At 62.2% G+C, this 14,875-nt stretch carries 12 protein-coding genes; 3 read left to right on the top strand and 9 right to left on the bottom strand.

The features are described 5' to 3' along the window. Positions 1–59: 59 nt before the first annotated feature. A complete protein-coding gene (locus VMN77_00480; GenBank protein HTN42253.1) occupies positions 60–1,280 on the bottom strand; it encodes a DEAD/DEAH box helicase in 1,221 nt (406 codons plus the stop codon). 359 nt (positions 1,281–1,639) lie between these two features. On the opposite strand from VMN77_00480, the gene VMN77_00475 reads away from it, so the two are divergent. Then, complete coding sequence (locus VMN77_00475) at positions 1,640–2,461, top strand: SDR family oxidoreductase (protein HTN42252.1); 822 nt, start codon at positions 1,640–1,642, stop codon at positions 2,459–2,461. On the opposite strand, the gene VMN77_00470 is transcribed toward VMN77_00475, so the two are convergent. From VMN77_00470 to VMN77_00435, 8 genes are all read right to left on the bottom strand, one after another. Further along, positions 2,458–3,900 (bottom strand): TldD/PmbA family protein, encoded by a 1,443-nt coding sequence (locus VMN77_00470; protein ID HTN42251.1) that lies wholly within the window; start codon positions 3,898–3,900, stop codon positions 2,458–2,460. The genes VMN77_00475 and VMN77_00470 overlap by 4 nt on opposite strands. Before the next feature lie 52 nt (positions 3,901–3,952). Then, positions 3,953–5,290 carry a TldD/PmbA family protein gene (locus VMN77_00465; GenBank protein HTN42250.1) on the bottom strand — a complete coding sequence of 446 codons (1,338 nt, stop codon included), beginning with the start codon at positions 5,288–5,290 and terminating at the stop codon, positions 3,953–3,955. A gap of 6 nt (positions 5,291–5,296) precedes the next feature. Further along, positions 5,297–6,508 carry a cytochrome b N-terminal domain-containing protein gene (locus tag VMN77_00460; GenBank protein HTN42249.1) on the bottom strand — a complete coding sequence of 404 codons (1,212 nt, stop codon included), beginning with the start codon at positions 6,506–6,508 and terminating at the stop codon, positions 5,297–5,299. A gap of 167 nt (positions 6,509–6,675) precedes the next feature. Beyond that, positions 6,676–7,512 carry an SUMF1/EgtB/PvdO family nonheme iron enzyme gene (locus VMN77_00455; GenBank protein HTN42248.1) on the bottom strand — a complete coding sequence of 279 codons (837 nt, stop codon included), beginning with the start codon at positions 7,510–7,512 and terminating at the stop codon, positions 6,676–6,678. Between the two features lie 221 nt (positions 7,513–7,733). Beyond that, positions 7,734–9,209 (bottom strand): efflux transporter outer membrane subunit, encoded by a 1,476-nt coding sequence (locus tag VMN77_00450; protein HTN42247.1) that lies wholly within the window; start codon positions 9,207–9,209, stop codon positions 7,734–7,736. 20 nt (positions 9,210–9,229) lie between these two features. Further along, a complete protein-coding gene (locus VMN77_00445; protein ID HTN42246.1) occupies positions 9,230–10,717 on the bottom strand; it encodes a DHA2 family efflux MFS transporter permease subunit in 1,488 nt (495 codons plus the stop codon). A 47-nt stretch (positions 10,718–10,764) separates the two neighbouring features. Further along, positions 10,765–11,889: an HlyD family secretion protein gene (locus VMN77_00440; protein ID HTN42245.1), complete on the bottom strand. Its 1,125-nt coding sequence runs from the start codon at positions 11,887–11,889 to the stop codon at positions 10,765–10,767. 2 nt (positions 11,890–11,891) lie between these two features. Next, complete coding sequence (locus VMN77_00435) at positions 11,892–12,419, bottom strand: MarR family transcriptional regulator (GenBank protein HTN42244.1); 528 nt, start codon at positions 12,417–12,419, stop codon at positions 11,892–11,894. A gap of 229 nt (positions 12,420–12,648) precedes the next feature. On the opposite strand from VMN77_00435, the gene VMN77_00430 reads away from it, so the two are divergent. Then, entirely contained in the window at positions 12,649–13,983 is a 1,335-nt protein-coding gene (locus tag VMN77_00430) for a replication-associated recombination protein A (protein HTN42243.1), read from the top strand. Beyond that, a partial coding sequence (gene prmA / locus VMN77_00425) for a 50S ribosomal protein L11 methyltransferase (protein ID HTN42242.1) occupies positions 13,883–14,875 on the top strand: 993 nt, incomplete at its 3' end. The genes VMN77_00430 and prmA, both read left to right, overlap by 101 nt.

The following is a 14,875-nucleotide window of genomic DNA, read 5'->3' as shown; positions in this document are numbered from 1 at the left end:
GGTCTGGTATCCAGACCCGGCCTTTATACTTCAAAAGAACGAGGCTTAATGCGAGCGGCTTATCGTTGGAACACCGGCCGCCGCCACTTCGATGCACCCCCGCTTTGTCGATGCCGGGAACGGGTAAACCGGCCCGGCGCTTCCTCCTGAGCCTCTCCCGTGCTTTCAAACCCGGGGATCTCCATCTGGGGAATCTTCGATCCGATCAGACGCTCGATCTCGCGGAGGTTTCCCCGCTCGTTCGGGGCCATCAGCGAAATCGCATCGCCCTCCGCCTCGGCGCGGGCGGTCCGCCCGATCCGGTGGACATAGTCCTCCGGGGAATCCGGAAGATCGAAATTCACCACGTGTGAAATTCCTTTGACGTCCAGTCCGCGCGCGGCGATGTTCGTGGCGACCAGGACCTGGATCGATCCTCTCCGGAACTCATCCAGGATACGGGTCCGCGCCCCCTGGCTCTTGTTGCTGTGAAGCGCCGCCACGCGTTTTCCGTTCCGCTCGAGCTGTTGGGCCAGATGGTCCGCTCGGTGTTTCGTGCGGGTAAAGACGAGCACCTGGTCCATCTTTTCCTTCTCGATCAAATGGAGCAGCAGGTCCCGCTTGCGCGAGGCGTCGACGGAATACACCGCCTGCCGCACGCCGCTGGCCGGCGTCCCCTGTCGCGCGATCTGGATCACGACCGGCTGCCTCAGAATTTCATGGGCGAGCACCTGGATCTCCCCCGGCATGGTGGCCGAGAACAGGAGGGTCTGACGGTGCTGGGGGATGTTTTTGATGATCGCACGGACATCCGGAATGAATCCCATGTCGAGCATCCGGTCCGCCTCGTCGATCACCAGGACCTCGAGGCTTTTAAAACTCACATTCCCCTGCCGCATATGATCCAGCAAACGACCGGGAGTGGCGACGAGGATGTCGATCCCTCGGCGGAGCGCAAGCTCCTGCCGCTCGAAATTCACCCCTCCGAACACGACCCCGGTTCGCAAATGAAGATAACGGCCGTAGGTCCGGATGCTTTCGTCCACCTGCGCCGCCAGCTCGCGCGTGGGCACGAGCACCAGAACCCGAAGCGACGGCGAACGGCCTTCGCGCAGCCGGTGGAGGATCGGCAGCGTGAAACCGGCCGTCTTGCCGGTCCCGGTCTGCGCGCAGCCGATCAAGTCCTTCCCCGCGCGTATGGCCGGGATGGCCTGCTCCTGGATGGGGGTGGGCGCTTCATAATTTTTCGCCTTGACGGCGCGTAGTATTTCCGGGGCAAGCCCCAACTCTTCAAACGTCATTCCTTGTAACTCCTTTATATCCTGGGACCGCAGTCCCGTGCCTGTTTGCAAAAAAGCGACGGCGCATACGTAGCCCTGCATCATGTGAGGCAGAGTTCAGCTCGGCCGGACTTTTTGCCCTGATTGAAGAACCTTTTAGAAGAGTGATGGTCTATCGGTAGGTATTGATGGACCTGCTTCTTGAGGAGGGATCATCGTGGTTGGATACCGCCTCGTGGTTCGTCAAACTTTTGCCACTATAACACGGTCGGGATAAAAATAGCAAGCCCTAAATATCAAAAAAGGATGGGTCGGATTATACGGCCCCGTGATCCGGAAAAACTTGACAACCGGCCGGATTCATATTCTACTTAACGAGTATGTCGCCCATTTCAAATCAAGGGAGGACGGCCCTCGTCACCGGCGCCTCAAGCGGGATCGGGTATGAGCTCGGCCGGCTGCTCGCCCGGGACGACTACAATCTCGTCCTGGTGGCCAGGGACGGGGAACGACTTGAGGAAGCGGCCGAGGCGATCCGAAAAGAAGAGCCCAAAGTATCGATCAAAACAATCTCAACGGATCTCTCCGAACCGCGTGCGGCCGAGGCGATCATCCAGGAGCTTCGGAAGGAATCCATCAAGATCGATGTCCTGATCAACAACGCCGGATATGGGGTCTACGGGCGGTTCGCCGAAACGGCGTTGGATGAGGAAGTCCGGATGATGCAGGTCAACATGGTCAGCCTTACAGACCTGACCAAACGGCTGCTTCCGTACATGATTCAGAAGAAAGAAGGCCGGATTATGAACGTCGCCTCGGCCGGGGGCTTCGTGCCGGGACCTTTCTTCGCCGTCTATTATGCGACCAAGGCATACGTGCTGTCCTTGTCCGAGGCGCTGAACGAGGAGCTTCGCGGTACGGGCATCACGGTGACGGCGCTCTGCCCGGGCGCCACGGAGACAAAATTTCAGAATAGGGCCCGTGTTAAAAATACGATCCTTTACAAACCCTGGAAGATGATGGATGCCGGGACAGTCGCGCGGATCGGGTATCGCGGGATGATGAAGGGAAAGGCGGTCGTGATCCCCGGGCTGCTCAACAAGCTGATGATCTTCTCGACCCGGTTCGGCCCGAGAAGTTCCGTGGCCCGGCTGACCAGGTTCATTCAGGAAAATCGCAACACGAACTCACCGTTCTTCTAGGCCGTCACCCCCACCGTGACCTTCCGAAACCTCGCCGGCGCGGCGCCGTGGGACATCTCGGCCGTCTGACCGGGCTGGCCCTTTCCGCAGTTCACGACCCCCCAGAGCGTCCAGTGATCGCCGTTTGAGACCCCGTCGCAGGAGCCCCAGAATTCCGGCGTGATCCCCTGATAGGTGCAGTTCTTTAGCATCGCGCCGAGCTTTCCGTTTTTGATCTCCCAGCCGATCTCGCATCCGAACTGAAAATTGTACCGCATCTGGTCGATCGACCAACTCTTGTTCGTGCACATGAAAATCCCGTCTTTCGTGTCGGCGATGAGCTCCTCCGGCGTCCGGTCGCCCGGCATCAGGCTCAGGTTCGTGATCCGGATCATCGGGAGCGAGGCCCAGGAATCGGCGCGGCAGGCTCCGCGGCTGGACCCCCCGATCACCGGGGCGAATTCGCGGTTCGTGTGATACCCGACGAAGATCCCGTTCTGGACGATCGGCCAGCGCTGCGCGCGTACGCCGTCGTCGTCGTAACCGAAGGTCGAAAGCCCCCCCGGCACGGTCGAGTCGGCCATCAGGGTCACCCGATCCGAGCCGTAACGGAACTTCTTGTACTTCTCCAACGTCAGAAAACTCCGGCCGGCGTAATTTTCCTCCAGTCCGAGGACCCGATCCAGCTCCGAGGGATGGCCCATCGATTCATGGATTTGAAGCGCGAGCTGGGTCCCGTCCAGGATCAGGTCCTTCTTTCCGGAAGGGCAGGGCTTCGCGGTCAACAGCGCCACGGCCTCCTCGCGGGTCTTCTCGGCGTTCTCGATCAAGGCGAGTCCCATGACCAGCTCGTAGCCCATTCCCATGTACTGTCCCCCGAAGCTCATCGGGTAGGACCGCTTCTGGACCTCGCCGCCCTCGACGGCCGTCGCGGAATAACCCGCGCCGGTACGGGTCAGCGTCTGGTCGATAAAGGTCCCTTCGCTCGTCGCCAGCCACTGCCGCTCCCGTACGCACCCCACCGTGGACTCGGCGACCTTGATGCGGCGGTCTTTCCGGAGGATCTCATCGGTCCGAAACAGCAGGTCGAGTTTCTGGCTCACGGGAACTTTGAAGGGATCGATCACGACCGGGGTCTGCCATGCCGTGTCCACGACCTCTTCCTTCGAGAGACGCACCCGGTCTTTCTTCAATTTCGCGCTGGCCTTCGCGATCCGGCAGGCCTGGACGGCGGTCTTGCGGATATCTTCCTTCCTCAGGGACGGGCCGGCCGCGAAGCCCCAGGCCCCGTCCACGATCACGCGCACGCCGATCCCGAGCGATTCGTCCTGTCGGATATCGCCCAGCTCGCCGTTCCGGACGGTCAGATCCTCGACCGTGATGTGCAGGATCCGGATATCGGCGTACGACGCCCCGTGGCGTTTGGCGGCATTCAGTGCGATGGCGGTCAGGTCACGCATGGATTACACCTTCTTATGTAGGGGCGCACGGCCGTGCGCCCCTGCGTTCCAATTAAAATCGGGTCCCGCTCGAGAAATTAAACCCCCGGATCTTCGCGGCCGGGCAGACGATCCCCCCGCCCCAGAAGGCGTGGGCATAAACCGTCTCACGGCCGAGCGCCTCGACCTGATTGAAGGCCTTCACGACGCTCTCGGTGAAGCGGAAATTTTTCACGGGATGCCTGACCTTCCCCTTCTCGACCCAAAAAACGCCGTCCCGCGTCATGCCCGTGATCATCAAGGTCATGGGCTCGAGAATATTCGTGTAATGAAAATGGGTGATCAACAGCCCGCGATCGGTCGAGGCGACCATCTCGTCCACCGACGAATCGCCCCCGGCCAGCATCAGATTGAGCGGCATCGGGCCGTTGGTATTCGGCTGCGGCAACGCGTGGCCGGTCGATTCCGTTCCGGCCTCTTTCGCCGTCTTCCGGTCATGCACCACCGCCTTGGCCACGCCCCCGTCCACCAGAACGACGCGTTGACGCGGCATGCCCTCGTAGTCAAAATTCAGACCGAGCGTCTGGTGGTTGTAGACGTCGTCCACGATCATCACCTTCTCGCTCAAGATCTTTTGGCCCAGCCTTCCCGACACGAAGCTGCGGCCTTCCAGATACGGCAGCGCGCCGAAGCCGTCCCAGGCCATGAAGAGCAGCAGCTCCGCGACCGCGGCCGGCTCCAGGATCACGTCGTACTCCCCCGGCGGCAGGGCCCTTGGACGGCGACCGGCCAGGGCCTTTTCCAGGGCGACGGAGGTCAGGACCTCCGGATGGACGGCATGGATGTTCGGTTGAGTCGAGTCGGCCCATCCGGAGCTGTCGTCGGCCATGACCGTCACGCTAAAGCTCGCCGAGGTGTAATCGTTGTAGGCGAAGAGGCCGCTGGAATTCGCCAGGCCCACCGCCTGCATCCCGTGCGAGAAGATCCCGGCCGCAGTCGTCTTTTTTCTCCTGCAGAGCGAGACGGCGCGGCGGATCTGATCCACTTTTTCGTCCGGTGCGACGGCCAGCGTCGCCGGAACGGAATGGGAAAGGGGCTGGTAGGACTGGGGTTCCGGGAAGGTCAAAAGCGCGGGGTCTTCCGCCTGGACCGCCGCGATCGCGACGGCCTTCCTCACCGTCCGCTCCAGCGTGGCGCGGTCGAACTGATTGCAGCTGGCCCGTCCCTGGCGCCTCCCCTTTTGAACGCGGATCACCGCCTCGGCGTTCCCGGTATCGATGTGCTGGGAAACAATGTTGTTCCCGAAGCGGGTGAGGCCTTCCCGTTGCAGGGCAAACAGGATTTCGACGGCCGTTCCCTCGGCCAGCGCCGTCACCTCTTTTACGATGTCACGAAACCGGGATTCGTTCATATCGGGTCAGTGCGCCTCTTGTTCGGAGGGATGGTCCGGGGGCTCGTCGTGATGGTCATCATGATGTTCATTCGGCGGGACGGATTCGGGGTGAGAATCCCCGGCGGACGGCGCTTCATTCATCTCCATCCCGGGCATCTCTTCCATATTTCCCCCGTGGCCATGGCCGTGGCCGTGATGAACCTGTTTGGGGGAAAGCCAGCCATAGAGGGTCAGGCTCAGGAGGACGAGCCCGGTCAGGGCCCCCAGCGCCAGAACGCCCTTGCGGTCCTTCGGATCGCGGTTCAGTCCACGGTCCAGCAAGGGCACGATGAGAAAAAGCAGGAGCAGCAGCAGGGTGCTGTACAGGATCCCGGCCATCCCCAGAAAATTCTCGACGCCGTACTGCCACAAATAGATCCAGGGCGGTTTCACCCCGGTCGCCTCGGACGTGGCCGCGGGCCCCAGCGACGCGGGAACGATCGCGGCGAGGATCGCGACCAGGCCATAGAAGATGAGGCTGAAGCGGACGATCCCGAGGAGGTGTTCGGTAAAGGTCCCGGTCAGCTCGGCCTTCGGGACCTCGGGCATTTTGGAATGCGGTCCCCGCGGAAGGGGCGAGATATTGAAGACATGGATCAGATAGAAATGGCCGACGACCAGAAAAATCAAAAGCAGCGGGGCCAGCGTGACATGAAAGCTGTACATCCGGACATTCATCGAGACGCTTTGGGTCAGGCCTTCCCCCAGCAGGGTGCCGAGGGGCCCCAGGAGGCCCACGACGAACTGGAAATGCTCCAGCGCCTCGGACCCCTCCTGGTCCCATTTGATCACGGTGCCCGAAAAATAGGACAGCATCGTGGCGGTGAAAAACAGCGCCGTTCCAAAATACCAGGTCAGGATGCGCGGGGCCTTGTAGGATCCGCTGTAGAAGACCCGGAGAAGGTGCGCGCACATCGAAAGGATAACGGCCTGCGCCGTCCAGTAATGAAAGGACCGGAGCCACCGTCCGCCGCTCACCTGCTCCGCGATGTAATGGACGCTGCGGTTGGCCTGGTCCGGCTGGGGGTTGAAAAATTGGGCCAGGATCAGGCCGGTCAGAAACAGAATGGAAAATCCCGTCAGCGTGATTCCGCCGAGGCAGTAGCCGAGATTTTTCGCGTGGGCCGGGACCGGAAAGGAGAGGCGGCTCAAGCGGGTCCATTGATCCAGCCGATTCCAGAGACTGCCGTTCGACATGCGACCTCGAATCGATCAGGCTGCGGTACAAGAGTGTCGATTTTACTTGAACGGAGAGTGTTTGTCAAAGCAGCGAGCAAAGCGAGCGAGAGGGGGAGGCTCCATCCGGCTTTGCCGGGGGAGGGGGCGACGCGAGCCCCTACAGACGGTCAACCGTTTGTCAAAAATCAGCCGTTCTTTGCGCACCGGAAGCCCAGATCCCCGAAACTGAACCCCGGGTCATAATAAAGACGATAGGACGCCCGCGCCTCGTGCGCGGTGATTTCCTGCGCTTCATCCGCGTGCTGATGGCCGAAACCCTGGGTCCAGGATTTTCCGCGGATCACTTTGAAACGCTGTCCGTAATTGTCGGAGGGACGCGTATTGCCCGGATACGGTTGATACCAATCCGCCGTCCATTCCCAGACGTTCCCGACCAGATCCTCCACGCGATACGGACTTTCCCCCTGCGGAAAGGACCCGACCGGCCGCGGGCCGTCCGAGAGCAGGTTGGCCTTCCGTGCGTCGAACGCATTTCCCCACGGGTAGATCAACCCCTTGGGTCCGCGCGCGGCCTTTTCCCATTCGGACTCGGTGGGGAGGCGTTTTCCGGCCCACAGGCAGTACGCGGCCGCCTCGTACCAGGTCACATCGGTCACGGGATAACGATCCAGGCCCGCAGGATAAGTCCCGCCCTTCCAGGACTCGGGAGCTTGCGCGCGCCGCGCGCGGACAAAGTCCGCGAAGTTCTGATTCGTCACCTCGGTGCGGTCGAGGTAGTACCCCGGGAGGGTGACGGCATGCGCCGGCCCCTCGTCTTCAAACCAGGGCTTGGTCAGACCCAGATCGATGCTCCGTCCCTGGACATCTTTTTCGTCGCTTCCCATCGTGAAGGGGCCGGAAGGGATCCAGATCATCCCGGAAGGCGGCCACGAGCAGGAAAACGAGCCGATCGACACTCCGATGAAACAAAGGATCCGGAAAACGTATTTGGGATGGGTTGAATGTCGAGACGATTTCATCATGACGGGCGTATAGGATCATAGCAATTCCCACGGGATTAAATCAATGCGGGCCCGCCCCGCCTATCGGGGCGACTAGGGCATCAGGCCAAACGCAAGGATCGATGGCGTGGATACTTTCATGTTCAATGGCCGCGGCCCCTCGCAGCGATGACGCGTAAACGAAGAGAATTATATATCAGGATCGGAAAAACGGGAATCGCTGAGGACGGAAGGGAACCGACTCAGGGGTGCTGACGGGGCGACGGGTGTGAGTGGTCTTCACCGGTTGCATCGGATCCCGGTCCCGATCCTCCCAGCGAAAGGAAGAGCTGCACCGTGTCCAAGTAACGCTGCGCCTGGGCGCGCACATAGCCGAGGCGGGCCTGCTGATACAGCCGCTCGGCGTCGAGAACCTGCAGTACGCCCACGTTGCCTTCGCTGTAGCTCTCGCGCGTCAGATCCAGATTCTCGCGCGCGGCATCCTGGGCGTGGGCCTGGGCATTGAGCTGTTCGGCGTCGTGGTCGAGCGCCTGCAACGAGTCGGCCACCTGACCGAACGCCGCCAGAACCGTTTGTTCGTAATTCGCCGCGCTGGCATGCATGGCGTCCATCGCGGCTCTCCGTTCCGCGCGCCGCGTGCCGCCGTCGAAAAGCGGCGCGAGAAGCCCCCCGGTATAACTCCACACGTTGCTCCCGCGATCGAACAAATGGTCGAAGTCGACCGCCTGTTGGCCGGTCGATGCGGTGAGATTGATGCGAGGATAAAGATTGGCGGTGGCCACGCCCACGGCCGCCGTGGCCGCGTGCAACTGGGCCTCGGCCGCCAGGATGTCGGGCCGCCGGTGCGCGAGTTCCGACGGCAGGCTTACCGGAAGCTCCCGAGGCAAGGTCAGGTGCGACAGGTCGAGTTCGGGCAGGGCAACGCCGGCCGGAGGCCGCCCCAGGATGATCGCCAGGGCGTGCTGCGCCAGATCCAGTTCCTGGCGCAGAGGCGGCAACAGAGTCGTGTCGCTGGCGAGCTGGCTGTCCGCGGTCACGATATCCAGATGGGATACGGACCCCGCGTCAAAGGCGACCTGCACAAGGTTCAGGTTTTCCCGGTCCTCATCCAGGATGGCCTCAACGGTGGCGATCTGAGCCCGGAGCTCGGCGATCTTCAGCGCCTGCAGGACCGCGTGGCCGGAAACGGCGAGATAGGCCGCGTCGAGCTGGTTTCGCTGGTAGTCGGCGATCGCATATTGCTGTTCGACCGAGCGCGCGAAACCTCCCGTATAGTCGAGCGCGTAACTGACCGTCGCTCCGACCGCGAAATAGGTAAACGGCGGCGGTTTGGGCAAGGGACCGAGGAACTCGGCGCCGTATTTCTGCCTGCCGGCTCCGGCGGTGAGACCGACCCGGGGAGCCAGGGTCCCCCCTTGCGCGGCAGCCAGTTCCTGGGCCTGCGCGAGCGTGGCCGCCGCCGCGACGAGCGTGCGATTGCCCTCCAGAGCCCGCTTGACGACATCATCGAGCGCGTCCGACTGGAACAGACGCCACCAATCGCGGCGGAGTTGTTCTCCCGGCACCACGCGCTGCGCGGAATCGTCTTCGGGCTTCGCGGCCTCGCCGGCCAGCGGCTGCGGCGTGTAGCGATCGGCCCGCGGGGGCGCGGGTCGCGCGAAATCAGGGCCCACGGCGCACCCGGCGAGCGTCGCCGCGGCGACGGCCGAGGCCAGCATCCTGCCGAATCCCCCCCGCGTCATTCGATCACTCCCGGCTCGGGATTTTTTTCCGGCCCCCCGCTGCGAAGCAGCACGACCAGCGGAATGGCGCAAAGCGTGAGCACCAGCATCAATTTGAAGTCATTGTTGTAGGCGATCATCGCGGCCTGACGGCTGACGCCTTCGTTGAGCATAGCCAGGTCGGGGGGTGTCGACCATGCCATCGGCGACGGCGCGATCCGCACGCCGCCGAAAGGCGTGATCTGTTCGGCGAGCCGCGAATGCATCATTTGCGTATTTCGCGTCAGAAGGGTTTCCACGCCAGAAATACCGATGCTGCTGCCGAGATTACGGATGAGACTGAACAACGCCGTCCCTTCGTTGCGAAATTTCGGCGGCAGCGTTGCAAAGGTGATCGCCGAAAGCGGCACGAAGACGAGTCCGGTGCCGAGCCCCTGCGTGAAGCCCGACCATGCCACCAGCGAACGATCCATCTGCAGGTAGAAATCCGTCATCTGCCACAGCGAAAACGCGGTGAGACCGAAGCCCGCGGCGATGAGGAGCCGTGTGTCGACCTTTCCCATCATCCGGCCCACCAGGACCATGGCCACAAGAGTGCCGATGCCCCGCGGCGCGGTGACCAGACCGGTCAGGACGACCGGATAATTCAAAAGGTCCTGCAGCAAGGGCGGCAGCAGCGCCAGCGTCGCAAACAGCACGGCGCCCACCATGAAAATGAACACGTTGCCCGTCAGAAAATTGCGGTCTTTGAAGAGGGCCGGGCTCACGAACCGGGGCTTGTCCGTCGTAATCATGTGCACGACGAACAGATAAACCGAGACGCCGGCCACGATGGCCTCGATCCATATCTCGGGGGAATTGAACCAGTCCTGGATCTGGCCGCGGTCGAGCATGAGCTGAAACGCGCCGATGGCCAGACTCAGCACGGCAAAACCGAAGAAATCGAACCGGGATTTCCGATTCGGAGTCTCCGGCATAAACCCCAGAATACCGAGGAAGGAAAGAATGCCGAACGGCAGGTTGATGTAAAACACCCAGCGCCAGTTGTAGTTCTCGGTCAGCCAGCCGCCGAGCGCCGGGCCGAGGATGGGTCCGATGGTGATGCCCATGACCCAGATCGCCATCGCCTTGCCGTGTTGCTCGGGCGGATTGATGTCGAGCAGCACGGCTTGCGACATCGGGATCAGCGCCGCTCCGAAGAGCCCCTGAAACACCCGGGCGAGTATGATCTCGGGCAGCGACTGAGCCAATCCGCACAAGGCGGATGCGACGGTGAAACCCACCACCGAAATCAGGAAGACTCGCCTGCGCCCGACCTGTCCCGCCAACCATCCGCTCAACGGGGTCATAATGGCGGCGGCGATGATGTAGGAGGTCAACACCCACGCCATTTGATCCTGCGTCGCCGACAGCGTGCCCTGGATGCGCGGCAGCGCCACATTGGCAATGGTATTGTCGAGGGCCTGCAGGATCGAGGCCAACATCACGGACAGCGTGATGAGCATCCGGTGCGGCGCCCGGACGGGTTCGCCTCCTATGGCCGCAGATGTATTCACTTGACTCCGGTAGAAGCGCTGGCCGGAGTCGCCTCGGCCGGCCCGAAAAGATGGCGCCGATACCCGGTATCGACGCTGACATTGGCGCTCAGTCCGCCCTGCAGCGGATAGGACGAATCGGGATGTTCAAGTTCTACGCGCACGGGCAATCTTTGGACCACCTTGACCCAGTTCCCCGTCGCGTTTTCGGGTGGCAATACCGAGAACTGCGAACCGGTCCCCGGACTGACGCTGGCCACCCGACCCTCGAAGGTTTTGCCGGGATAGCTGTCGATTTTGACGCGGGCCGCCTGGCCGGCCCGCACGTGGGTCAGTTGGTCTTCCTTAAAATTCGCCTCGATCCAGACGTCTCCGGTTGACACCAGCGCAAACACCGGCGCAGAGGCGTTGATATAACTGCCCACCTGCAGTTGCTCGACGCGCGTGACGACGCCGTCGCCGGGCGCCGTGACGATGGTGTAGGATAGGTTGAGCCTGGCTCGGTCGAGCAGGGCCTGTGCCTGCTGCACCATGGGATGCCGGTCCGGGGCGATGTCCGGGTTCCCGCCCAGGCTGGCGGCCACGGCGTTGACCTGTTGCTGCGCGCCCGCAACCTGGGTGCGGGCTTCGTCAAGCGCGTGCTGCGCACGGTCGACCTGTAACTGCGACGCGATGCCGGAAGCGAGCAAGCGCCGCTGCCGTTCGTATTCATGCTGCTGGAACGCCAGTGTATCCTGCGCCGATGTGAGTTCGGACCGGCGTTGCCGGTAGGTCGCCTTCAACGACTCGATCTGAAGCCGGGCCGCGGCCAACTGCGCACGGGCCTCCTCGACCGCGATGCGGAACGGTGCGTCGTCGAGGCGAAACAGCACGTCGCCCTTGCGCACGGACTGGTTGTCGCGCACGGCAATCTCCCGCACCCGTCCGGCGATGTTGGCGCTGATGGCCACACGCGCGGTCTGTACGTAGGCGTCGTCGGTGGCCTCAAATCTTCCTCCGGTAAGATAGAAGAAGCCGGCGAGGGCGGCGAGGACGGTCGGTCCGAACACCATCAACGGAAGGCGCAGACGCTGTAGCCGGTCCGGCGATGGCGGCTGCGGCGGGGCGCCGATTTCCTCGTCCTTTACGTTCGTTGCATCCATGGTCACTTTCTCCTTTGGGTTTTGCGGGAACGGCCCGACCCCTTGGCGGAGGCCGGTTTCGTTTGCATGTCCGCGACCGTCTCCGGGGACGTGATGGGCCGGTCCTCGAGCGCGCAAACATTGCGGTGCATCCGTTCCAGCAGACCCATGAAAGCCTCCCGGTCCTCTCGATTGATGCCGGAGAAGGTCTCGGCGCGAGTCAGCTCGGCCAGGCGCCAGATCTTGTCGAGGAGTGTCCGGCCCTTCCCGGTCAGGTAGAGGCGGCGCGCTCGACGGTCCGCCGGATCCGATCGCCGTTCGATCAGGCCGTCGGCCTCCATGCGATCGAGGATGCGGACCATCGTCATCTGTTCGACATCGGCGAGTTCAGCGAGCTTCGCCTGACTGACACCCTCGTTGTTCTCAAGACGGACCAGCGCCTTGCACTGCGGAAGGGTCAGAGAAATCCCGCGCGCCCGCTGCTCGAAGCGAAGCACATACCTATGGCTTACGTCCTTGAGAAGAAAACCGAAGTTGCGTAGTCGATTCATCGATGGCCCCTGATCCCCGTTTGATATCATTATTTATAATATCATTTGTTATTATTCCACGCCCTACCTTATTTGTCAAGCCGGCTTCCGGCGGGGACGCGGCTTTAAGAAATTTTGGCCGCCCCTCTGCGTTGAACGGCCAGCGTTGCAAATTCATGGGCGATGTGCCATCCTATTTGAAAAACTCCGGCCTTCCAGCCGGGGATTGCGCCCGCCACACGGATTCATCATGGACTTATTTGACGCCAAAGAACCCACAGGCCCTCCGCCTCCTCTCGCGGAGCGGATGCGGCCGAACAATTTAAACGAGTTCGTCGGACAGGAGCATCTGGTCGGCCCGGGCCATTTTCTATCCACCGTGCTTCAATCCGACCATCCCCCCTCGATCATCTTCTGGGGCCCGCCCGGCTCCGGCAAGACGACCCTCGCGCGGATCATCGCGCAGGCCACGAAATGCCACTTCGTATTTTTCTCGGCCGTCCTGGCCGGCGTGAAAGAAGTGCGGGAGATCGTGGCCGAGGCGAAGGCCCGGAAAAAATCTGAAGGCAAGCGGACGATCCTTTTTGTAGACGAGATCCACCGTTTCAACCGGAGCCAGCAGGACGCCTTCCTTCCGCACGTCGAGGACGGGACGATCATCCTCATGGGCGCCACGACCGAGAATCCCAGCTTCGAGGTCAACGCGCCGCTGCTATCCCGCTGCCGCGTGCTGGTGCTGAAACCCCTCGACCCGGACCATATCGTCCGCGTCCTCAAACAGGCCCTCACCGATACGGAGCGCGGACTGGGTAAGATGGCGATCGATGTGACGCCGGAACTCTTAAACGAGATGGCCGACTGGGCCGAGGGGGACGCGCGGCGCGCGCTCAATCTCCTCGAAGCGGCCGTCTCGCTCTGCCCCGAAAAAAACGGGAAGCGGCATCTGACCGAGAAAGAGGTCCGGGAGGCGGCCCAGAACCGCCTGCTCCTTTTCGACAAGGACCGCGAGGAGCATTACAACGTCGTCTCGGCCTTCATCAAGAGCATGAGGGGCAGCGATCCGGACGCCGCGGTCTACTATCTGGCCCGGATGCTCGAGGCCGGGGAGGACCCCCTCTTCATCGCGCGCCGGATGGTGATCTTCGCGTCGGAGGACGTCGGAAACGCCGATCCCCGGGCGCTGCCGATCGCGGTCGCCGCGCTGCAGGCCTTTCACGCCGTCGGCCTTCCGGAGGGGTGGATCCCCTTGAGCCAGGCCGCCACCTACCTTGCTTCGGCGCCGAAGAGCAACGCGAGCTACATGGCGTACAAGAAAGCGGCCAAGGCCTCAAAGGAGCACGGAAGCCTTCCCGTCCCGCTTCACCTGCGCAACGCCCCGACCCGCCTGATGGAAACACTCGGATACGGGAAGGGCTATCAATATCCGCACGATTTTCCGGATCAGGTTGCGGGACAGGACTACCTTCCCGATCGGCTATTAAAAGATCGGTATTACGAGCCCAAGGAGGTCGGACACGAAAAAGAAATCAAAAAACGGCTCGACGAAATCCGCGAGAAAAAGAAAAAAATCCGCAAAGAACAATGACGACGCCGACCGCTGGCTCGAGATCGGCGTCGAGTGCGATCCGGCCGCCGGCGATGGCGTCGCCGAGCAACTTGGACCTTACGGCGAAGGCGGGGCCGTGGTCGAGTTGCGGCCGGAGGGAGCGGCCCGGCTTTCAGATAACCCGGTTGCTTCTTCGGTTTGGGTCAAGATTTATCTTCCCGCCGCCGTTTGGGACCGGAAACGTTCCCGCGTCGAGCGAGCGCTGCGGGATCTTCGGAAGGAATATCCGATTTCGGAAACCCGGACGCGCACGTTGGGCCGGGAGGACTGGACGGAGCAATGGAAGAAGGGTTATCAAATCCGGAAGGTCGGGCGACGGATCGTAATCGTGCCTTCCTGGAAAAAGTACATCCCCAAGGAGAGCGAGATCGCGGTAACGATGGACCCCGGCATGGCCTTCGGGACCGGGCTTCATCCCACGACGCGGCTCTGCCTGAGGGCGCTTGAAAAATATCTTAAGACCGGCCAGCGTGTGCTGGACGTCGGGACGGGCTCCGGGATTCTCGCCATCGCGGCCGTGAAACTCGGCGCGGAATCCGTCGAGGCGCTCGACATCGAGGCCGCCGCGATCGACGCGGCCAGGCGGAATGCGGCCGAAAACGGGGTCGCCGGTCGCGTCAAGCTTCATCTTGGAACGCTGAAAGAGCTCGGCGCGAAGATCCCTCCCGCGGATCTGGTCCTGGTCAATATCCTCGCTTACACCATCATCCGGATGCTCCCCGAATTGAAGTCAAAGCTCCGCCCCGGCGGCCGTCTCGTCACGGGCGGGATCCTGGCCGAGTTCCGTCCCGACGTCGAGGCCGCGTTAAGGCAGGAAGGCTTCGAGGTCATCGAAGCGCTCCAGGAAGAAGACTGGGTCTCCCTCGTCGCG

Source organism: Nitrospiria bacterium (genome assembly GCA_035498035.1).
In the GTDB taxonomy this organism is placed as follows: Bacteria; Nitrospirota; Nitrospiria; order JACQBZ01; family JACQBZ01; genus JACQBZ01.
Note: the sequence above shows the minus strand (reverse complement) of the source record. Positions and strands in the feature narration are given on the sequence as shown.